Source organism: Streptomyces sp. DSM 40750, from assembly GCF_024612035.1.
GTDB lineage: Bacteria > Actinomycetota > Actinomycetes > Streptomycetales > Streptomycetaceae > Streptomyces.
The window spans coordinates 6,542,316-6,563,959 of the sequence record NZ_CP102513.1 but is presented as its reverse complement, the minus strand read 5'-3'; the positions used below and the strand labels follow the sequence as shown (position 1 = coordinate 6,563,959).

General features: G+C 70.2%; 12 protein-coding genes and 1 tRNA gene. 7 read left to right on the top strand and 6 right to left on the bottom strand.

Annotated features, from left to right (window positions below; translation table 11 throughout):
- Window positions 1–63: 63 nt before the first annotated feature.
- From JIX55_RS29260 to JIX55_RS29245, 4 genes are all read left to right on the top strand, one after another.
- On the top strand, window positions 64–867 hold the full coding sequence (locus JIX55_RS29260) for an SDR family NAD(P)-dependent oxidoreductase (protein WP_257566245.1): 804 nt from the start codon (window positions 64–66) through the stop codon (window positions 865–867).
- Between the two features lie 64 nt (window positions 868–931).
- Window positions 932–2,053, top strand: a complete 1,122-nt coding sequence (locus JIX55_RS29255) for a DUF5938 domain-containing protein (protein WP_257566244.1) — start codon at window positions 932–934, stop codon at window positions 2,051–2,053.
- 251 nt (window positions 2,054–2,304) lie between these two features.
- Window positions 2,305–3,855, top strand: a complete 1,551-nt coding sequence (locus tag JIX55_RS29250; RefSeq protein ID WP_257566243.1) for an acyl-CoA synthetase — start codon at window positions 2,305–2,307, stop codon at window positions 3,853–3,855.
- Between the two features lie 8 nt (window positions 3,856–3,863).
- Window positions 3,864–5,051 (top strand): lipid-transfer protein, encoded by a 1,188-nt coding sequence (locus tag JIX55_RS29245; RefSeq protein ID WP_257566242.1) that lies wholly within the window; start codon window positions 3,864–3,866, stop codon window positions 5,049–5,051.
- Window positions 5,052–5,157: 106 nt separating this feature from the next.
- On the opposite strand, the gene JIX55_RS29240 is transcribed toward JIX55_RS29245, so the two are convergent.
- Window positions 5,158–6,408: a helix-turn-helix domain-containing protein gene (locus JIX55_RS29240; protein ID WP_257566241.1), complete on the bottom strand. Its 1,251-nt coding sequence runs from the start codon at window positions 6,406–6,408 to the stop codon at window positions 5,158–5,160.
- A 190-nt stretch (window positions 6,409–6,598) separates the two neighbouring features.
- On the opposite strand from JIX55_RS29240, the gene JIX55_RS29235 reads away from it, so the two are divergent.
- From JIX55_RS29235 to JIX55_RS29220, 3 genes are all read left to right on the top strand, one after another.
- Complete coding sequence (locus JIX55_RS29235) at window positions 6,599–8,074, top strand: class I adenylate-forming enzyme family protein (protein WP_257566240.1); 1,476 nt, start codon at window positions 6,599–6,601, stop codon at window positions 8,072–8,074.
- 148 nt (window positions 8,075–8,222) lie between these two features.
- A complete protein-coding gene (locus JIX55_RS29230; protein ID WP_257566239.1) occupies window positions 8,223–10,034 on the top strand; it encodes a DUF3556 domain-containing protein in 1,812 nt (603 codons plus the stop codon).
- Window positions 10,035–10,428: 394 nt separating this feature from the next.
- Window positions 10,429–11,856 (top strand): phytoene desaturase family protein, encoded by a 1,428-nt coding sequence (locus JIX55_RS29220; protein WP_257566238.1) that lies wholly within the window; start codon window positions 10,429–10,431, stop codon window positions 11,854–11,856.
- Between the two features lie 436 nt (window positions 11,857–12,292).
- Here the strand turns inward: JIX55_RS29220 and JIX55_RS29215 are convergent, their stop codons facing one another.
- The 5 genes from JIX55_RS29215 to tmk all read right to left on the bottom strand — a co-directional run bounded on the left by JIX55_RS29215 (window position 12,293) and on the right by tmk (window position 21,546).
- Complete coding sequence (locus JIX55_RS29215; protein ID WP_257566237.1) at window positions 12,293–13,360, bottom strand: DNA polymerase III subunit beta family protein; 1,068 nt, start codon at window positions 13,358–13,360, stop codon at window positions 12,293–12,295.
- A 1,112-nt stretch (window positions 13,361–14,472) separates the two neighbouring features.
- A tRNA-Thr gene (locus tag JIX55_RS29210) sits at window positions 14,473–14,546 on the bottom strand.
- A 122-nt stretch (window positions 14,547–14,668) separates the two neighbouring features.
- Window positions 14,669–16,255 (bottom strand): alpha/beta hydrolase, encoded by a 1,587-nt coding sequence (locus JIX55_RS29205; protein WP_257566236.1) that lies wholly within the window; start codon window positions 16,253–16,255, stop codon window positions 14,669–14,671.
- A 186-nt stretch (window positions 16,256–16,441) separates the two neighbouring features.
- The gene (locus JIX55_RS29200; protein WP_257566235.1) at window positions 16,442–17,647 is read right to left on the bottom strand and encodes a DNA polymerase III subunit delta'; all 1,206 of its coding nucleotides are present in this window, start codon (window positions 17,645–17,647) and stop codon (window positions 16,442–16,444) included.
- Window positions 17,648–18,195: 548 nt separating this feature from the next.
- Complete coding sequence (tmk, locus tag JIX55_RS29195; RefSeq protein ID WP_257566234.1) at window positions 18,196–21,546, bottom strand: dTMP kinase; 3,351 nt, start codon at window positions 21,544–21,546, stop codon at window positions 18,196–18,198.
- Window positions 21,547–21,644 lie beyond the last annotated feature (98 nt).

Here is a 21,644-nt window from a genome sequence, read left to right as displayed (position 1 = left end):
TTTCCGTACATAGCACTGGGTGCGTGACGCCGACAGCACGTCATCTCAACGAGGAGATGTTCCATGAGCGTGTACGACCTGACCGGGCGCAAGGCCCTGGTGACGGGTGGGGCCCGAGGACTCGGGGCAGGCATGGCCGAGGCGCTCGCCCGGGCCGGCGCCGCCGTCGTCATCGGCGACATCCAGGAGGAAGCGGGCAAGGCGACGGCCGATGCGCTCAGGGAGTCCGGCGCCACCGCCGCCTTCGTCTCCCTCGACGTGACCGAGGACGCGAGCTGGGAATCGGCCGTCTCGCAGACGATCGACGAGCTCGGCGGCCTGGACATCGTCGTCAACAACGCCGGCGTCGAGATCTCCGGCCTGGTCGCCGACCTCGACCCCGCCGATGTCCGCCGGATGCTGGAAGTGAACGTCCTCGGCACGGCGCTCGGCGTCAAGCACGCCTTCCGCGCGATGCGCCCCGACGGTCCGGCCGGCAACGGCGGCGCCGTCGTCAACATCTCATCGGTCGCGGCGACCATCCCGTTCCCCGGCATCGCGGGCTACTCCGCGACGAAGTCGGCAGTCGACCGGCTCACCCGGGTGGCCGCGCTGGAATCCGGCAAGCTCGGCTACGGCGTGCGCGTCAACTGCGTCTACCCCGGCCTCGTACCGACCGAGATGGGCGCCAAGCTCGCGGCGGACATGGAGACCCTGGGCCTCTGGCCGAGCGCGGAGGCGGCGGTCGGCGACGTCATCGCCCTGACGCCGCTCGGCCGGCTCGGCGAGGTCGCCGACATGGCCGACGCCGTGGTCTTCCTCGCCTCCGACGGCGCCCGCTTCATCACCGGGGCCGGCCTACCGGTCGATGGCGGCATGGGCATGTGACGGGCCCCTTCCCGGCTCCTCCACCACACTCCCCCACCGCCGACCATCGAAAGGCCGAACCATCATGAGCAACGACAAGCCCGTCGTCGTCTACGGGGCCTCCGGCTACACCGGCCGCCTCGTCTGCGAGTACCTCCGGGAATACAACATCCCCTTCATCGCCGCCGGACGCGACAAGGCGCGCATCCAGGAGGTCCTCGACAGGGTTCCCGGAATCGACACCGTGGACCACGAGGTCGTCGAGGTCGAGCACGCGGTCGGACCGCTGACCGAGCTCTTCCGCGGCGCCAAGGTGGTGAGCAACATGGTCGGCCCGTTCATCAAGTACGGGCCGGAGGTCGTTCAGGCCGCCCTCGCGGCCGGCTGCCACTACCTCGACACCACCGGCGAACAGGACTGGGTCCTCGACGCGCAGGCCCGATGGGGCGACCAGTACGCCGAGAAGGGCCTCCTGCTCTCCCCCGGTGTCGCGCAGATGTACACCACCGGGGAGATCGCGGCCAACATCTGCCTGGAGACACCGGGCCTGGACACCCTCGACATGCTGGTGTTGTGGAAGGGGTTCCCGACCTACGCCTCCACGCAGACGATCTTCACCATCCTGAAGGCCGACTGGCACTACCTGGAGGAGAACCAGTACAAGAAGTGGGACCCGCTCACCGCCGTCGAGGTGGCAGTCCCGGGCCGCCACGAAACGGCGCTGGCCACGCCGTGGGGCGGCACCAGTCATCCCGTGTGGTTCAAGAACGATCCCCGCGTGGCGAGTTGCAGGGTCCTCGGCGGCGTCCTGGACCGCGGCGTCATGCAGGGCGTGGTCGAGACGGTGAAGATGGTCGAGGCCCAGATCAAGACCCTGCCGGCCGACGAGCAGGACGCCGCGCTGGCCGAGGTGGCCGCCTCGGTGCAGGCGAGCATGCCGCCCCGGGAGAACCCGAGAATCAACACCTCGGTGGACTCCGTCCACGCCTCGGGCCCGCTCGGGCGCGCGCACTGCGTGATCCACGGCAACAGCAACTACAAGCAGACCGGGCTGCTCCAGGCGTACGCCGCCTACTCGCTGCTGCAGCAGGCGCCCAGGCGCGTCGGCCTGGCGTCGGCCTGCCAGGCCTTCGGTCACCGGGAACTGCTCGGCGCGCTCAAGGCATTCGGCCTCGTACTCGACCCGGTGCTGACCGTTCACAGCTGACCCTCCGGGGGATCCGGCCGCGCTGAGCGGGTCCGGCGAGGTCCGGTGCGGTTCGGCAGCGCCCCGAAGGGGCGCGGGGCTGTATCGATGTGCGGCTCCGCCGCGATGGGGGTCCCCCCCCCCACTCGAGCGAATTCGAGAGTGGGGGAACGACCAGCCACGACGGACCCGCGGTCGACGCACCGCACTTCCAGCGGAGCGCTCAGTGCCGGAGCCCCCGGTCACCCACACAACCACTGAGGATGGCGTCCGTGCGGCTGACCCACTATCTCGACAAGGGCGCGTCCCTGGGCCCCGGGAACCCATGTCTGACCACGGGGGACCGCACACTCACGTACGGCGAGGTCCAGGAGCTCTCCTGGCGGGTGGCCCGTGCGCTGGACCGATCGGGAGTACGCCCCGGGGACAAGGTGGCGGTCCTCTCCGCGAACGATCCGACCGCCTTCTCCTGCGTGTTCGGCATCTCACGGGCGGGCGCGGTGTGGTGCCCGGTCAACCCCCGCAACGAAGCCGCGGAGAACCGCGACCTGCTGGACCTCTTCGACTGCACCTGCCTTGTCTTCCAGGAGGCCTACGCCCCGCTGGTCGCGAAGATCCTGCCGGATCTGCCGAAGCTGACCACGCTGGTCTGCCTCGACGGATCCCCAGCCTTCGCGACAGCCTTCGACGAGTGGTTGGACGGTCTTCCCGCCGAGCCCTGGCAGGCCGAGCCGGTCGACGAAACCGTCATGCTCGTCGGTACGGGCGGTACCACCGGCAGGCCCAAGGGCGTCATGCTGACCGGCCGGAACATCGAGACCATGTCGGCGCTGACGCTGATGAGTTACCCGTTCGGCGACCGCCCGGTCTACCTGGCGCTCGCCCCGCTGACCCACGCGGCCGGAGTGCTGTGCTTCCCCGTCATGACACTCGGCGGCGAGATCGTCATCATGCCCGCGCCGGACCTCACCGGGTTCCTCGCGCTGGTCGAACGGCACCGGGTCACCCACACCTTCCTGCCCCCGACCCTGATCTACATGCTCCTCGGCCACGCCCGCCTGGCAGCCACGGACCTGACATCCCTGCGATGCCTCTGGTACGGCGCGGCCCCCATGTCGGCGGCCCGGCTGGCGGAGGCCATCGAGCGCATCGGCCCGGTGATGGCTCAGCTCTTCGGCCAGTCCGAAGCCCCCATGATGATCTCGACGATGGCGCCCGAGGACCATTTCCACGCCGACGGCTCGCTCGCCTCGGAACGTTTCACCTCCGCCGGACGGCCCGCCCCCCTGGTGACCGTCGCCATCATGGACGGCGAGGGAAGACTGCTGCCGACCGGTGAGCCCGGCGAGATCGTGGTGCGCGGTTCCCTCGTGATGGCGGGCTACTACAAGAACCCCTCCGCCACCGAGGAGGCGTCCCGGCACGGCTGGCACCACACCGGGGACATCGGCTACCTCGACGCCGACAACTACCTGTTCATCGTCGACCGCGCGAAGGACATGATCATCAGCGGCGGCTTCAACGTCTACTCCGCGGAAGTCGAGCAGGCGGTGATGGAGCACCCCGCCGTCCAGGACTGCGCGGTCGTCGGCCTCCCGGACGACAAGTGGGGCGAGCGGGTGACAGCGATTGTGCAACTCCACCCGGGGCAGAGCGTGACCGAGGGCGATGTGCGCGCCTTCGTCAAGGCCAGGATCGGCGGCGTCAAGGCTCCCAAGCAGGTCGAGGTATGGCCGGACCTCCCCCGGTCGAAGGTCGGCAAGGTCCTCAAGAACGAGGTCAGAGCCCAACTGCTGCGTGAACTCCCCCGTGGCCGTTCGTAGGAGATCGCATGGTTGACAAGGTGCGCGTGGCCGGGGTCGGCATGATCCCGTTCGGCAGGCCCGGCAGAAGCGAAAGCTATCCCGTCATGGCCGAGCGGGCCGCCCGGTCGGCACTGGACGACGCCGGGATTCCGTACCAAGCCGTCCAGCAGGCCTACGCGGGGTACGTCTACGGAGACTCGACGGCCGGCCAGTGCGCGCTGTACTCCCTCGGCCTCTCCGCGATCCCCGTCGTGAACGTGAACAACAACTGCTCCACCGGCTCCTCGGCCCTCTGGCTCGCCCGCCAGGCCGTCGCCTCCGGCGCCGCCGACTGTGTGCTGGCCGTCGGCTTCGAGCAGATGCGCCCCGGTGCGCTGGGCAGTGTCTGGGGCGACCGCCCGGATCCCCTGCGCCGGTTGCTCGACCGGATGACGGAACTGCAGGGGTTCGACGAGCGGATACCGGTCGCGGCCCAGCTGTTCGGTGGCGCCGGGGTCGCGTACACCGACAAGTACGGCACCGATCCGGCCACCTTCGCGAAGATCGCGGTGAAGGCACGCCGACACGCGGCAGGCAATCCGTACGCGGTGTTCCGCACCCCCGTCACGGAGGACGAGGTACTCGCCTCGCCGCACATCTACGGGCCCCTGACCCGGCTGCAGTGCTGCCCACCGACCTGCGGGGCCGCCGCGGCGGTGCTCTGCAGCGAGGACTTCGCCCGCCGGCACCGCGTGCGCTCCCCCGTCGTGATCCGCGCCCAGGCCATGACCAGCGACACCCCGGGCACCTTCGACTCGGGAGACATGATGCGGGTGGTCGGCTACGACATGACGCGGGAGGCCGCCCGGCAGGTCTACGAGGCGAGCGGGTACGGGCCGGAGGACATCGGCGTGGCCGAGTTGCACGACTGCTTCACGTCCAACGAACTGATCAGCTACGAAGCGCTCGGCTTCACCCCGGAGGGTACGGGCGAGAAGTTCGTGCTCGACGGCGACAACACCTACGGCGGCAAAGTGGTCACCAACCCCTCCGGCGGCCTGCTCTCCAAGGGACACCCCCTCGGGGCGACCGGCCTGGCCCAGTGCGCCGAGCTTTCCTGGCAGCTGCGCGGCCAGGCCGACGCCCGCCAGGTCGAGGACGTACGGACCGCGCTCCAGCACAACATCGGTCTGGGCGGGGCCTGCGTGGTCACGCTCTACGAGAACGCACCGTAGACACGACCCTCACACCGGACGGCCCGGCAACCGCGAGTCGCCACACTCCGGCGAACAGGGCACCCCAGGGCCTCCCTCGCCTGCCACGACCGTTGCGCCTCGTCGGTCACGACGGTCTCCGCGCACCCTCCACGGACCGGAGCCCGAGCTGTGCGCAGGCCAGCAGGGCCACCTCGATGTCCAGTCGGCTCTCGGTGAGCGGGTGGCCCAGGATCTCCTCGGCCTTGCGGACGCGGTAGTGCACGGTGTTCTTGTGGACGTGCATGCGGGTGGCGGCGTCGGTGAAGCTGCCTCGTGCGTCCAGGAAGACCTGCACGGTCTCGCGCAGGCGGATCGTGGCGTCGTCATCGCGCATGAGGTCGCCGAGGACGCGTTCGGCCCAGGCCTTGACGTCGGTGAGGTGATCGACGAGGAGGCCGGCCAGCGCGACGTGGGAGTGCAGGGTGAGTGAGCGGTCGGGGTCGGCTCCGGTGACGGCGACATTGCGGGCGCGCTGCGCGTCCCGGAACGTCTGGCGGAATCCGTCGAGTCCGGAGGACGGGTCGCCGATGGCGATACGGAGCGCGGGGTGTCTGCCGAGCTCCTCTTCGAGCCGGGGAACGTCGAGGACCGGCTTGCCGGCGGAGGAGATCCAGGCCCAGTACGTCTGCTCGTCGGCGGAGATCGTCAGCGGGGTCTTGCCGGTGGCCGCGGCCAGAATCGCCGCCCCGGCACGGAGTCCGGCCCCGGCCTGGGCGGGTGAGCCGGGACGCGTCCAGATGATCGCCGCGAGGTGCCACCCGCGAAGGGACGTCGACAGCATCTTCTCGGCCGATGCCAGGTCCAGCCCCTCGGTGTCGAGCACGGCCCGGACCTGGGCGGCGCGGGCCGCGTCGGAGCGGGCGTCCCATCGTCTGCGCTCGTTCTCATAGATGTCGATGACACCCTCGATGACCTGGTCGATGTAACTGTTCGTCAGGAGCGCGATCCGGCTCGTCGTCGCCAGCGCGTCCTCCATGGACAGTTCGAGGCGTCCGAGGGCGGTCATGGCCCGCTGCACGACCATGTGCTCGCCGAGGCGGTAGGCGCGCAGCAAGGCTTCCAGGGACAGGTCGTGCTGGGCGAAGCGCCGGGCGTACTCGGCCGCGGCCGGCGGCACGGTGATGTCGTCGAGGGAGATACCCAGAGCGAGCATGTCGAGGATGGCCAGGAGATTCGACGAGGTGCTGGCGATCATGAGTCGCCGCACGGCGTCGTCGTGGCGGAACTCGGGGATGACGTCGACGAACATCGCGGTCATTCCCGCGGTGAGGTTCTCCAGATCGGCCTGGAGGTGCTTGGCGACATCGTGCACGGCACCGTCGACATGGACGTTCATACCGGGAAGGTAACGTGACGGCTCATGCCGGGACAGTACCTGGCGGCGCCCGGTCACCGCGCTTCCCGCTTTGTGACGGTGGCACAAAGGGACGGTCCCGGGCTGGGATGCAAGCCCATAGCCGGACACGTGCTCCCTGCCTACCTTTTCCTCATTACTTCGTCACGGTGCGACTCAATGGTGAGGAATCGTGCAGCACATCGCCGAATTGCCGGATGCCCGGGCCGCCAGAAACCCCACGGGCCCCTGTATCGCAGACGACCATGAGCAGCTGGAGAATCAGGATTTCCTGAAACGCGTCCGAGGCGCGGCGGCAGTTCTCCGGGCCAACGGAATACGGGCCGGAGATGTGGTCGCGGTGGTTCTGCCGAATCGTCTGGAACTGGTCGTCACCATGTTCGCGGCATGGCGCCTGGGCGCCGCGGTCACGCCCGTGAACCCTGAGCTCACCGACGCCGAGGTTCGCCATCAGATCGAGGACTCCGCGGCCAAGGTGGTGATCGCCGACGACGGGACACGCACCGCCGGGACGCTCGACGTGACCGCGGTGGTGCACGCCTCGCTCGAGGAGGAGGACACCTCCTCGAGCACCACCGCCGACGCCGTCGTTCCCGCCTCCGACTCCCTGGCCCTGATCATCTACACGAGCGGGACCACGGGGCGCCCGAAGGGCGTCATGCTCGACCACGGCAACGTCGCGGCGATGTGCCGGATGATCATCGACGGCCTCGGCCTGGACGAGACCGATCACAGCCTGCTGATCCTGCCGTTGTTCCACGTCAACGGGATCGTGGTGAGTGTGCTGTCGCCGCTGCTCGCGGGCGGACGTACGACGATCGCCGGCCGCTTCCGGACGTCGGCCTTCTTCGCCGCGGTCGAACGTGCCCGGCCGACCTACTTCTCGGCCGTTCCGGCGATCTACGCGATGTTGGTGTCGCTGCCGGAGGAGGTGCGCCCGGACACCACGTCCCTGCGCCGGGCGATCTGCGGGGCCGCACCGATGCCGACCGAACTGATCGCCCGGTTCGAGAAGCGGTTCGCGGTGCCGATCGTCGAGGGGTACGGGCTGTCCGAGGGCACCTGCGCCTCGACCCTGAATCCGCCCGCCGGGCCACGCAAGCCCGGGACGGTCGGGCTCCCGCTGGCCGGGCAGACCGTCGCCGTGATGGACGCCGAGGGCAACGTACTCGACGACGGGTCGGTGGGCGAAGTGGTCGTCCGGGGGCCGAACGTCATGCGCGGCTACCTCGGTCTGCCGCGGGAGACGGCCGACACCGTCGTCGACGGCTGGTTGCACACCGGCGACGTCGGACGCTTCGACGCGGACGGCTATCTCGTCCTGGTCGACCGGATCAAGGACATGATCATCCGAGGCGGGGAGAACATCTACCCCAAGGAGATCGAGAACGCCCTGCACGCCCACCCGGCGGTGCTGGAAGCGGCGGTGGTCGGTGCACCCGACCCCGTGCTCGGTGAGGTTCCCGTCGCCCATGTCGCACTGCTGCCGGGCGCGGAGGTCACCGCCGCCGAGCTCATCGAGCACTGCCGCGGCTCGCTGGCCCGGATCAAGGTACCGGTGTCGGTCTTCGTCACCGAGTCGTTGCCGAAGAATCCCGTGGGGAAGATCGACAAACCACGCCTTCGCGTACTCCCCGTTTCCCCGTGAATGCATAAGCATTCACTCGACACATCCATCCGAAAAATTCATCTGCAAAATTCACCTGCAAGATTCACCCGAAGTCCTGGCCCGCGAGAATTCCGGGCGAGGACCGTCACGCTCCGAAACAGAAACGGCCCCAGGAAAGGCGAGCAGCATGGGCTTCAAAACGGGCGACTTCCCACCGGTCGACCAGGAAACATTCCTGGAGAAACCACTCATGGAACGCACGAAAGCACTGGCTCTCCACTGGGTGGAGTACGGTTTCGGTACACCGAAAATGATCCACACGATCTACGTGTTCAAGGTGTTGTTCCTCTACGTTCTCGGTGGGACGGCGCTGGCGACGTGGACCTCGGACGCCGGCCCCTTCTGGGATGTCATGGCCTGGTGGAACCAGCCCGTCGTGTACCAGAAGCTGGTGCTGTGGACGGTCTTCCTGGAGACGCTCGGTGTGGCGGGCTCCTGGGGACCGATCGCCGGCAAGTTCAAGCCGATGACCGGCGGAATCCTGTTCTGGGCCCGGCCGGGCACCATCCGGCTACGGCCCTGGAAGCGTGTCCCGTTCACGAGCGGCGACCGCCGCACCGTGGCCGACGTACTGCTCTACCTGGCCTTCCTGGCATCCCTGCTCATCGCGATCGCGCTACCCGGCGCGTCGAGCGGATCGCTCACCGACGCGCTGCCGGAGAACACGTCCGGGCTCGTGCGCCCGGCCCTGCTCATCGCGCCGATCGTGCTGTACGTGCTGAACGGTCTGCGCGACAAGACGGTCTTCCTGGCCGGCCGCGGCGAGCAGTACCTGCCGGCGCTGGTGTTCTTCGCCGTCCTGCCGTTCACCGACATGATCGTCGCGGCGAAGCTGCTGATCTGTGTGATCTGGGTCGGTGCCGGGATGTCGAAGTTCGGGCTGCACTTCACCAACGTCGTCGCGCCCATGATCTCCAACAGCCCCTGCGTACCGTCGAAGCGGGTCAAGCGGCTGCACTACCGCGACTTCCCCCGTGACATCCGCCCGTCGAAGGTCTCGTCGTTCATGGCGCACGTCGGCGGCACGACCGTCGAGGTCATCACTCCGCTGGTCCTGCTGTTCTCCACGAACCACTGGCTCACCCTGGCCGGCGTGCTGCTGATGGTCGCCTTCCACCTGTTCATCACCTCCGCCTTCCCGCTGGCGGTACCGCTGGAGTGGAACCTTCTCTTCGCCTACCTGTCCGTCTTCCTGTTCCTCGGATTCCCGGCCCAGGACGGCTACGGCGTCGGTGACATGTCCTCGCCGTGGCTGGCCGCGGGGATCGCCGCCGCGCTGCTGTTCTTCCCGGTCCTTGGCAACCTGCGCCCCGACCTGGTGTCGTTCCTGCCCTCGATGCGGCAGTACGCGGGCAACTGGGCGTCGGCGCTGTGGGTGTTCGCGCCGGGCGCGGAGGAGAAGCTCAACGCCCTGCCGCACCGGCCGACGCGGAACCAGGTGGACCAGCTTCAGGCGATGGGCTACCCGCCGGCGGTCGCGGAGATCACCATGCAGCAGACACTCGGCTGGCGGTCGATGCACAGCCAGGGCCGCGGCCTGTTCTCGGTCCTGCTGAAGAACATTCCGGACGTGGATCAACGCACCGTGCGCGAGGCCGAGTTCGCATGCAACTCGCTGATCGGGTTCAACTTCGGCGACGGCCATCTGCACAACATCGACCTGATCAACGCCGTACAGTCCCGAGTCGGGTTCGCCCCCGGGGAGTGGATCGTCGTCTGGGTGGAGTCGCAGGCCATCCACCGCGGGATCCAGCACTACCAGGTGATCGACGCCGCACTCGGAGTGATCGAGCGCGGAACGTGGAAGGTCGCCGACGCGGTCGAGGAACAGCCGTGGCTGCCGAACGGCCCGATCCCGCTCGACGTCGTCTGGGCCCTCCGGCAGCCGTCCACGGCGCCGGCCGCGCAGCCCACGGTGGCGGAAGGGCTGGCTCCGTAGGGGACGGTGGGGGCACATCCGTACACACGGCGGCCGTTCCCCTTTCCGTTCGGTCCCCGTACCCAGGCCGGACTCCGCACCTCGGCCGGCTCCGGCTCCGGCTCCGGACGACGACCGTAATCCGGCTGGTGCGCGTTTCCGGCCGCTGCGGTTCGGTCCCGTACCCAGGCCGGACTCCGCACCTCGGCCGGCTCCGGCTCCGGCTCCGGCTCCGGCTCCGGCTCCGGCTCCGGCTCCGGCTCCGGCTCCGGCTCCGGCTCCGAACGACGACCGTAATCCGGCCGGTGCGCGTTTCCGGCCGCTGCCCGTGTCCCGGCCTGGCCCCCACCCCGGCCGGGAGCGCCCGTCCCGACCGGGTGGGGGCCAGGCCCGATCTCCAGGAAGGCAGGACGACATGAGCACAGCGACCGTGGTCGGCGCCGGCCCCAACGGCCTCGCCGCCGCCATCGCCCTGACCATGGCGGATGTACAGGTCACGGTGCTGGAGGCGGCCGACGAGATCGGCGGCGGCACACGCTCGAGCGAGGCGATCCTTCCCGGGCTGCTGCACGACCACTGCTCGGCCGTCCACCCGATGGCCGTCGGCTCACCGTTCCTGCACTCCCTCGACCTGGGCCGGTACGGGCTGAGGTGGGCGTGGCCGGAGATCGACTGCGCACATCCGCTCGACGGCGGCACGGCCGGGGTACTGCACCGCTCGGTCGCTGAGACCGCCACCGGTCTCGGCATCGACGGCCGACGCTGGCGGTGGCTTTTCGACGGCCCCTCGGCGGCGTACGACACGTGGAGCGACGACATCCTCGGCCCGCTCCTGCACCTGCCACGGCACCCGATTCACCTTGCCCGCTTCGGCGCACCCGCGCTCGCCCCCGCGTCGCTGCTCGCGAAGCTCTTCTCGACCGAGGAGGCCAGGGCTCTCTTCGGCGGGGCCGCCGCACACGCCTTCCACCCTCTCCACCGGCCCCTCAGCGCCAGCATCGGACTCGGTATCCTCACCGCGGGACACCGGCACGGCTGGGCCGTCGCCGAAGGAGGATCACGCCGCATCACCGACGCCATGGCGGCGCTGCTGCTCGACCTCGGCGGGAAGATCGAGACCGGTGTCCGTGTGCGGTCGGCCCGGGAGCTGTCGCCCGCCGACGTGACCGTCTGGGACGTGACCCCCACCGCCCTGGCGGACATCATGGGCGACCTGCTGCCGCCGCGCGTCGCCCGCGCCTACCGGCGATTCCGGTACGGCCCAGGGGCGTTCAAGGTCGACTTCGCCGTCGAAGGCGGAGTCCCCTGGACCGCCCGAGCTGCGCGGCGGGCCGGCACGGTGCACGTCGGAGGCACCTTCGCCGAGATCGCCGCCACCGAACGTGAGATCCACGCCGGACGGATGCCGGACCGCCCGTTCGTCCTGGTCGGACAGCAGTACCTCGCCGACCCGCGGCGGTCGGTGGGCAACGTGCACCCGGTGTGGACCTACGCCCACGTTCCGAACGGCTACTCCGGCGATGCCACCGAAGCGATCATCGCCCAGATCGAGCGGTTCGCCCCGGGATTCCGGGACCGGATCGTCGGCACCGCCACGCGCACCACGCCCGGATTCGCCGAGTACAACCCGAACTACGTCGGCGGCAACATCATGACCGGCGCCAAGGACGTCCTCCAGCTGCTCGTCGGCCCACGCCCCACCCTGCATCCCTACGACGTCGGGCTGCCCGGCCACTACCTGTGCTCCGCGGCCACCCCACCCGGCCCCGGCGCACACGGAATGTGCGGCGCCCACGCCGCCGCGCGAGCCCTGCGCCACCTCCGCGGACCATCAGGCCCGTAATCCCGGCCGGCAGCGGACGGAGGCACCGTCTCCCGCCCGCCGCTCCTTCCCCACCCAACCAACGACCTGTGCGGCACAACCGCCGCCGAGCCGACAGCACGGGCAGAGGAGCCCACTGCCGCGGTCCGTGTGGAAGATGCGCCGCGCACGTTCCCGCCGCGGGTGACCGGTCCTTGTGCAGGGCGGCGACGACCGGTTCGGCGTCGTGGCGCGTCTTCGGCGACCTCGGCGACCCGTCTTGCCGGTCTCCGTCACGATCCGTACGGCCCCCTCACGGAACTCCGGCTCGAACTTCCGTCGCTTCTCCGCACTGACTCCCAACTTCCCCTGCAGTCACGGTCTTCACGCTGCGAGGGGAGGGACAGTGGGTTCCCCAACACCCTGATCCGGCTCCGTCCGGTTGGTCTGGGCGGGCCGGATCAGGGTGAACGTACCGTCAGTCCTCCAAGCGGACCGGCATCAGGACCGAGAAGGTGCCCTCGTCGTCGGGCCGGCGGATCGCGATCGGCGCCGTGGGTGCGCCGAACTCCAGAATGAGTCGGTCCCGGGCCCCGGCGGCCAGCGCGTCCAGCAGGAACTCGCGGTTGACTGCCACGCGGTTCGGGTCGTCGTCACCGTCAGTGCAGAGGGTCACCGTGCCGCCGTCCTGCACCCTGAGCACGCTGAGGTCATGCGCTCCGGCCTCGCCGGAACGGACAGGACCGGTCTCCAGCGCCTTCCGGAAGTCCGCCACCTCGACGAGGGTGCGGCGTCCGCCGGCCCCGGGGAGGAGACGCCGATAGTCGGGGAAGTCGTGGTCGAGGCACTGACCGGCCGCCTGCCTGTCCCCGGCCTCCAGTGTCACGCGGTCACCGTCGACAGCGAGCCGCACAGGTCCCTCGCTGCCCAACAGCGCCCGCATCGCGTCGGCGAGCGGGGTGGGAACGATGACCTGCACTCGGCTCCCGTCGTGCCCGGCGATCCCGGCCTGCGCGACAGCCATTCGGTACCGGTCGGTGGCCACGACATGGAGAATCTCGCCCTCGATGTCGAACAGGACCCCGCCGAGCATCGGCAGCTCCGGGTCGGTACTCGCGGCGAAACGGACCGCGTCCAGCGCGGCTGCCAGCTCGGGCGCGTCGATGGACAGCCGGACGGTGGCGATGCGGAGCGAGGTCATGGCATTCTCCCTGTGATCGAGTAGCGCTCGGAGCGCGGAGAACTCGCTGCGGGCATCGGAAAGCCCCTGTTCGAGACGGCGCAGGTGCGCCTTGAGCAGTTCCCGGACCAGATCACTGTCCGCGCCGGACCAAGTAGCCAGCACCAGCCGGATGTCCGCCAGCGGCATCCCGGCCCGGCGCAAGCGGGCCAGCAGCCGGGCCTCTTCGAACTGCTCGGGTTCATACCAGCGGTAACCGCTCACCGGATCCACCCAGGCCGGGACCAGCACACCGGCACGGTCGTAGAACCGCAGGGCACTCACGCCCAAGCCGCTGTCGCGGGCCATATCGCCGATGCTGCGCATGTCGTTCTCCACACCCGGCACTCTGATCCCTAAACAAGGTCGAGGGTCAACCCGGCTTGCGAGCGGATCTCGCGACAGCGGAAGGCGGGTGCCTGCGGGCCGACGGCACTCAGGCGAGACTCCTGGCCGACGTAGGCGGCTGCCCCCGTGGGCCATCGGGTCGCCCGACGCTCCCACTTCGCCACGGCGTAGCGGACGCACGGCCATTCTCCGCTTCGCTCTACGCGCCGCCTTGCCTCGATTCGGGCGCCTGCCCCTGAGCGCCCTCCCCCATGCTCGCCACTGGTCTGCTTTGGTCCGCAGGTCCCGGGCGATGGCGGCGTCCTGGGACATGGCGACCACGGCCCGACGGTCTACCTCATCCGGCTCATGCGGCTCCTCGCACGAACAGATGCTCCACTCACCAACTTCGACCCGGCCGACCACCCACTCGACAAGGTCAGCAAGCCCGTCCTGCACTCCCACCGGCACCTCGACGAGTTCGCCGCCACTCGCCGACACCGTGGCGGAGCCGAGTTCTGTCACCAGGTCCATGGCCTGAACTGCCGCCGGCTGTCATGGTTGGCCGCCGCGTACTTTCCGGCTTGTGCCCCGGCCATCACCAGGCGTCCCAGAGCCATCGTGGGCACATCCACCGCACGCGAGTCCAGCCGGACCGGACGCACAGCGCGGACAGCTGACACGTTCTCATCGGAGTCGTCCGCCGCAGCCACGATCACGTCCGCCACCATCTCGGGCGAGACAGGTGGACTGCCTCCTCGGAGTCCAACCCGATCTTCTCGGCAGCCGTGTTGACCACGTAGGCCACCACGTCTCGAACCGCTACTGGTTCGACCTCAAGGCCGCGCGTCAAGAGCACCGCCGTGGTCCGAGCCACCAGGGCCTTGAACCGCTCGCCGCTCCTGGAGCCCCTTCACCTCAGTTCAGCGCTCCGCAAGGCTGTCACTCAACCATCGCCCCGGTCGCCGCTGCACCGCCGCTGCGCCAATGGCCTCCGCTTGACCTCCCCTTACCTTCAGCGAAGGAAGGCAGTACTCAGCGTCTGCGACTCACACGGTCAAGGAAAAGCAAAAGCCCCAGGTCACGGCGAGTGAGTCCTAGGGCTTCCACAGAGCCGCCTTCGGGATTCGAACCCGAGACCTACGCATTACGAGTGCGTTGCTCTGGCCATCTGAGCTAAGGCGGCGCGCTGTCCGCACTATGGTGCGATCAGCAACGTCGGTAAGTCTACACAGTTTCCGGGGTGCTCCGAACCAGGGGTCGGGGCACCCCGGAGGCGGGCCGGGGCGGGTTTGGGGCAGTCGGTGATCAGGACGGTGAGCAGCGCTTTCCGTCGGTCGGGGGTGTGCCGCGGAGGAGGTAGGCGTTGATTGCGGAGTCGATGCAGGCGCTGCCGCGGCCGTAGGCGGTGTGGCCGTCGCCGTCGTAGGTGAGGAGGCGGGCGGAGGAGAGCTGGGAGGCGAGGGCCTGGGCCCAGCGGTAAGGGGTGGCGGGGTCGCGGGTGGTGCCGACGACGACGATCGGGGCGGCGCCCTTCGCCTCGATACGCTGCGGTCCGCCCGTCGGCTTCACCGGCCAGTACGCGCAGTTCAGGGAGGCCCACGCGAAGGCCCGCCCGAAGACCGGGGAGGCCTTCTCGAACTCGGGGAGGGCCTGTTCGACCTCCTCGGGGGTGTCGTAGGCGGCTGGGAGGTCGAGGCAGTTGACGGCGGCGTTGGCGTACATCAGGTTTGAGTAGCTGCCGTTGACGTCGCGTTCGTAGTAGCTGTCCGAGAGGGCGAGCAGGCCGGCGCCGTCGTCCTCCTTGACCGCCTCGGTGAGCGCCTGGCGCAGCTGGGGCCAGGCCGCCTCGTCGTACATCGCCGCGATCACGCCCGTCGTGGCCAGGGACTCCTCGAGCTGCCGGCCGTCGGCGTCACCGGTCGCGATCGGCCGGGCGTCCAGCCGTTCGAAGAGCGCGCGCAGATTCTCGCCGACCTGCGCGGGCGTGCTGCCCAGCACGCAGTCCTTCCGGCGTACGCAGTCCTTCGCGAAGGCCTGGAAGGCCGTCTCGAAGCCCGCCGTCTGCTCCTGGTTGAGCCGGTGGGCGGGCAGCGACGGGTCCAGCGCGCCGTCGAGCACCAGTCGTCCGACGCGCTCGGGGAACAGCCCGGCGTACGTCGCGCCGAGGAACGTCCCGTACGAGGCGCCGACATACGTCAGCTTCTCGTCGCCGAGCACGGCCCGCAGGATGTCCATGTCCCTGGCCGCCTCGACCGTGGAGACATGTCGCAGCAACTTCGGCGCCCGCTCCCCGCATCCCTGCGCGAACCGCTGGTACGCGGCGACCACCGCGGCCGTCTCCTCCGTGTCGTCCGGGGTGAGATCCGTCCGCGTGTACGTGTCCATCTGACGGCCGGAGAGGCATTCGACCGGCTCACTGCCGGCCACGCCCCGCGGATCGACGGCCACCATGTCGTACTGGGCGCGCACCTTGGCCGGGTAACCGATGCCCGCGTAACCCTGCACATAGCCGACCGCCGACCCGCCCGGCCCGCCCGGATTGACCAGCAGCGATCCGAGCCGCGCGCCGGGGCCGGTCGCCTTCTTCCGCGAAACCGCCAGCCTGACGTCGCCCTCGCTCGGCTTGGCGTAGTCGAGGGGCGCCTTCATCGTGGCGCACTGGAAGCCGGGGACCTCGCAGTTGCGCCAGCGCAGCTTCTGTTCGTAGTACGGGGCCAGCGCCGACGGCGTCGCGCGGGGCAGCGCGCCGAGGGCGGGCCCCCCGTCCTCCCTCGTGGCCGCCGTACTGGAACCGCCGGAAGAGCAGGCGGAGACGAGCAGCGCGGCGGCGGCGAGCAACGCGCCACCGGCCCGCAGGGACCGATTTGGCCGGAAAGTACGCCTGGTGTGCATCTCGCGAGCGTAACCACACGCGACCAGATGATCACGAACGGCGACGAAAGCTCCTCGTACGAGTGACACGGTCAACCGAACGCACCACCGCCCCCGACCGGCCGAGGTCATCCCACGTCACCGGCCCGCACGACCCCACGTCATAGGGCCCGCCGATCCCACGTCACCCGGCCACAAGACCACCCATCACCCGGCCCGCAAAGTCATCGTCATCGCCTCCACGGCCAGCAACGGCGCCACATTCCGGTCCAACGCCTCCCGGCACGCAGCGATCGCGTCGATCCGCCGCAACGTCGACTCGGGCGTCCCTCCCCGCGCCATCCGCTCCAAGGTGTCCTGGACCTCGACATTGGAGAGCGCGACCCGCGACCCCAGCTGAAGGGCGAGTACGTCCCGGTAGAAGCCGGTGAGCTCGGTCAGCGCGAGATCCAGACTGTCCCGCTGCGCGCGCGTACGCCGCCGCTTCTGCTTGTCCTCCAGGTCCTTCATCACGCCCGCCGTGCCGCGCGGCATACGCCCGCCCTGCACGGCGCCCATCGCTGCCTTCAGCTCCTCGGTCTCCTTGGTGTCGACCTCTTCGGCAAGCTGCTTCGACGCCTCCGACGCCGCGTCCACCAGCTCCTGCGCGGCCTTCAGACACCCCCCGATGTCCTCGACCCGCAACGGCAGCTTCAGCACGGCGGCCCGTCGCTCCCGTGCCCGCGGATCGGTCGCCAGCCGCCGGGCGCGCTCGATGTGCCCCTGAGTGGCACGCGCCGCCAGGGCGGCAGCCTGCGGCTCGATGCCCTCCCGGCGTACGAGCATGTCCGCCACCGCGTCCACCGAGGGCGTGAGCAGTCCGACATGCCGACACCGCGAACGAATCGTCGGCAGCACATCCTCCAGCGATGGCGCGCACAACAGCCACACCGTCCGCGGAGCGGGCTCCTCCACTGCCTTCAGCACCGCGTTGGCCGACTTCTCGTTCAACCGCTCGGCGTCCTCGACGAGGATGACCTGCCACCGCCCGGTCGCTGGCGACGTGTACGACTTCCGCACGGTGTCCCGCATGTCCTCGGCCAGGATCTGCGTGCCGACCGCCGCCACCGTGCTGACATCCGCGTGCGTCCCCACCAACGCCGTATGACACCCGTCACAGAACCCGCACCCCGGGCTCCCCCCGAGTGCCCGATCCGGACTCACGCACTGCAACGCCGCCGCGAATGCCCGCGCCGCCGTCGTCCGCCCCGATCCCGGCGGCCCCGTGAACAGCCACGCGTGCGTCATCTTCGACGCCTCCGGAGGCGCGGTCCTCTTCTCGGCCGCAGTGACGATCGCATCCGCGTCCCGAGCGGCCGCGTCGAGCTGCGCACTCAGCCGCTCCTGCCCCACCAGGTCGTCCCACACGCCCATGACCCACCACCCTCCGTTCCCACGCCACCTCTCCGAGCCCCATTGTGCGCGACCCCACCGACAACCCGACCCGCACTGGCCCCCCGCCGCGCCCCGACCCCAAGATCTCGGCGCGGGGTGGCGCTGGGCACGAGGGGGTGGGGTGCCCCTATGGGTTTCGTCAATGAGGGCAGGCACCCGCCCCCGCCTTGGCTCTGGGGTGCGGCTTTCACTCACCGGCGCACGCCGGGTGCCGCCGCGCCCACCCGTCCGCCCAGCGGCACGGGTGGGCGGACGGCTAGGACAGGAGACCGCGTGCCTAGGGCATCACCGGAACGGCAGGACAGCCGCGACGCGACGGAAGGGCCGTGCCGGTGCGTCGCGCCGGTCGCATCCAGCTGCCCGGAGAACGGCTCGCCACATGCCCCCGGGGCAGTAGGGCACCAAAACCCCGGGCAGTAGGCCATCGAACGACGGGCGTGACGTACCGGCGAGGCCCCGGCCCACTGACCAACCGCACACGCACCCGGCCCCGCCGCCGGAGGCACACCGCACGCGAGCCGCAGCGCTCAGCGCCGGCGCCTCCGCCCCCAGCCACCGCGCCCCTCATCGGATTCGTCATCGCCATGCGACCCCAGCAACTCGTCCGCCAGCGTCGGCAGATCGTCCAGCGGCGTCTCCTCGGCCCAGTCCGACCGAGGCCGCTGCCGCGGAGCCCCCTCCGCATCCACCTGCGGAAGCTCCCGCGTCCGATCCTCCGTCCCGTCAGGCCCGGGCCGCTCGTCCCGGAAGAGCCCCGGCGGCACACGATCCTCACGCACCGGCGGCAGAACAGCCGTCTCATCGGCCGCCCCCGAGGGCACCTGCGGCAACACCGTGGTCTCATCCTCCGAAGCCCCAGCCGAAGCCGGTCCAGAACCCCAACCTGAACCGGAGTCCGAGGCCAAGCCCGATCCCGCTCCCGATCCCGCGCCCGGCGGCACCGGCGGCTTCGGCAACTTCGCCGTCGTCTCAGAGTCCGACGCACCCGCCGAACCCTGCGAACCCTGCGAACCCTGCGAACCCTGCGAACCCTGCGAACCCTGCGAACCAGCCCTACCCGGCCCGTCCCCCCGCACCGGCGGCAACACAGCCGTCTCATCCACCGGCCCCCCGGACGCATTCGTCGGCGTCACCACCGGCGTAGGGACAGTCGCCGCCTCATCACCACCCCTCGAAGCCCCAGCGGCCCGACGCTCAGCCGCAGCGACCCGCTCGGCCTCAGCAGCCCGCTCCGCCGCGACCCGCTCGGCCTCAGCCGCCGCAGCAATCCGCTCAGCCTCCGCGGCAGCGGCCACCCGCCGAGCCTCCTCGGCCCGAAGCAAGGCCTCCTCGGCCTTCCGCTGCTTCTCCAAGCGGCGTGCTTCGGCCTCCTCCCGCAACCGCTGTTCCTCCGCGGCCTGCTGACGACGCCGTTCCTCCTCGACCCGCCGCCGTTCCTCCTCCTCGGCCCGGGCCTTCTCCTCAGCGAGGAGCCGCGCCTGCTCCTCCTCGGCACGGCGACGCGCCTCCTCGGCCCGCTGCCGGGCCTCCTCGGCCTGCCGCTCCGCCTCGCGCCGCTGAGCCTCCTCCAGCTCGCGCCGCTTGCGCTCCTCCTCCTCGGCGCGCAGCCGGGCGAGCTCCTCCTGGCGCTCACGCTCCAGCCGCTCCTCCTCGGCCTTCCGCGCGGCCTCTTCCTCGGCCTTGCGCCGCGCTTCCTCCTCGGCCTTGCGCCGAGCCTCCTCCTGCGCCTTCACCTCGGCCTCGGAGAGCGGCAGCATCACATCGAGCCGATGCCGGACAACGGTGGTGATCGCCTCGGGATCCTGGACGCCGTCGACCACCAGGTACCGCCCGGCATCCGCCGCGGCGAGCGTCAGGAACCCCGCCCGCACCCGCTCATGGAACTCGGCCGGCTCCGACTCAAGCCGGTCCGGCGCCTCGGTGAACCGCTCCCGCGCCGCCTCGGGCGACACATCCAGCAGCACCGTCAGATGAGGCACGAGCCCATCCGTCGCCCAGCGCGAGATCCGAGCGATCTCCGTGGGCGAGAGATCCCGCCCGGCCCCCTGATAGGCCACGGACGAGTCGATGTACCGATCCGAGATGACCACCGCACCCCGCTCCAGAGCGGGCCGCACCACGGTGTCCACATGCTCGGCACGATCCGCCGCGTAAAGCAGCGCCTCGGCCCGATGCGACAGCCCTGCCGACGACACGTCCAGCAAAATCGACCGCAGCCGCTTCCCCACCGGCGTGGCCCCCGGCTCCCGCGTCACCACGACCTCGTGCCCCTTGGCTCGAATCCACTCGGCGAGCGCCTCGACCTGAGTGGACTTCCCGGCGCCGTCTCCGCCCTCCAGAGCGATGAAGAACCCCGAAGAGGCAGGCGCCTGATCGGGATCATCGCCACCCAGCAACGCATCCCGCAGATCCTGCCGCAGCGGCACCCCGGACCGGTCGTCGACCTTGGCCAGCACCAACGCCGCCACCGGCAGCAGCAGCGCCCCCACCAGCATCAACGTGAATGCCGCACCCCCGTGCGCGAACACGAACTTGCCGCTCTCCAACCGGTGCGGCCCGATGACGGCGGCGAACAGCGGAGCGACGAGCACCGCCATCGCCACGAACACCCGGACGACCGCATGCAGATGCTCGGTGGTCCGCGCGCGCCGGAAGTCCTCGGCCTCCTGGTCGAGCAGCGTGTGCCCGGTGTTCGCGGCGATCCCCGCGCCGACACCCGCCAGCCCCAGGATCAGCACCACACTCGTGACATCCGGCGTCAGCCCGGCGGCGAGCAGCGCGATGCCCGTGAAAGCAATGGCCAAAGCAAGCAGCCGACGCCGCGACAGCGACGGCAGCACCGACGGCGCCCGGCGGATCCCGACGACGACCCCGCCGGTCAGGGCGACGACCAGCAGCCCGTACATCACCGGCCCGCCGCCCAGGTCCTTGGCGTGCAGCACGGCGACGGCGACCGCCGCGGCGACCGCACCGGCGACAGCTCCACACGCGGGCACCAGAAGCGGGATCGCACCCGTACGGCCCTTGTCGACACCCGTGCCGGTCTTGGGCCGACGTAGCCCCTCAAGCGGGGACCGCGCGCGCGGCGTGCGCGTCTTGGGCAGTTCGAGGAAGGTCACCAGGGACAGCGAGGCGGCGAAGAGCCCGGCGGCGACGTACGAGGCGAGCGCGGCCTGGTGCTGCCCGAACCAGTCGATACCCGCGCCCAGCAGGTTGTTGAGCAGCGAGGCGACGACGAGCACGGCGGCCGCGAGAGGCACCGCCACGAATCCGGTACGCAGCGACAGGCGCCGCAGCGCGTCCATGTGGTCCGGCAGCGGGCGTACGGTCGCGCCCTCCGGCGGCGGCGCGGGCAGCAGCGCGGGCGCCGCGCTCTCCCGGCAGACCGTCCAGAACCGCTCGGCGACACCGGCCACGAACGCGGTGACCAGCAGCACCGCGAGTGCGTTGTCCGGCGTCCAGTCGATCCACAGGGGCGCCACGATCAGCAGCAGGACCCGCACCCCGTCCGCGCCGACCATGGTCCAGCGCCGGTCGAGCGGACCCTCCTGCGAGGTCAGCGAGGTAAGCGGCCCGAGGAGTACGGCCCCGAAGAGCAGCGTCGCGAGGGCGCGTGTACCGAAGACGGCCGCGACCGTGAGCGCGACGCCCCGGTACCCGCCACCGAAGGAAGCCTCGGCGATGGCCGTCTGGAAGGCGAGGAGCACCAGCACGAACAGCGCGAGCACATCGCCCACGCCGCCCACGAGTTGTGCGCTCCACAACCGTTTCAGCTGCGGCCGGCGCAGCAGCGCCCGCACGGCACGCTCCCTGGAATCGGCCGCCAGGGCGTCGTCGGAGGCCGGGTCATGGGCCGTCGGCTGCTCGACTCGCATCATGCTTTCAGCCTATCGGCACCCACCGACACCCTGAAGCGACGCCCGAACGCACGCACGCCGCACCGCCAATTCGCACAAAACATGCACATTCAGCGGAG

Bases quoted from the DNA above. Each gene is read 5' to 3' on its own strand.
- JIX55_RS29260 (WP_257566245.1), top strand. From the start codon at position 64: ATGAGCGTGTACGACCTGACCGGGCGCAAGGCCCTGGTGACGGGTGGG.
- JIX55_RS29255 (WP_257566244.1), top strand. From the start codon at position 932: ATGAGCAACGACAAGCCCGTCGTCGTCTACGGGGCCTCCGGCTACACC.
- JIX55_RS29245 (WP_257566242.1), top strand. From the start codon at position 3,864: ATGGTTGACAAGGTGCGCGTGGCCGGGGTCGGCATGATCCCGTTCGGC.
- JIX55_RS29240 (WP_257566241.1), bottom strand. From the start codon at position 6,408: ATGAACGTCCATGTCGACGGTGCCGTGCACGATGTCGCCAAGCACCTC.
- JIX55_RS29230 (WP_257566239.1), top strand. From the start codon at position 8,223: ATGGGCTTCAAAACGGGCGACTTCCCACCGGTCGACCAGGAAACATTC.
- JIX55_RS29220 (WP_257566238.1), top strand. From the start codon at position 10,429: ATGAGCACAGCGACCGTGGTCGGCGCCGGCCCCAACGGCCTCGCCGCC.
- JIX55_RS29215 (WP_257566237.1), bottom strand. From the start codon at position 13,360: ATGCGCAGCATCGGCGATATGGCCCGCGACAGCGGCTTGGGCGTGAGT.
- JIX55_RS29205 (WP_257566236.1), bottom strand. From the start codon at position 16,255: ATGCACACCAGGCGTACTTTCCGGCCAAATCGGTCCCTGCGGGCCGGT.
- JIX55_RS29200 (WP_257566235.1), bottom strand. From the start codon at position 17,647: ATGGGCGTGTGGGACGACCTGGTGGGGCAGGAGCGGCTGAGTGCGCAG.
- tmk (WP_257566234.1), bottom strand. From the start codon at position 21,546: ATGATGCGAGTCGAGCAGCCGACGGCCCATGACCCGGCCTCCGACGAC.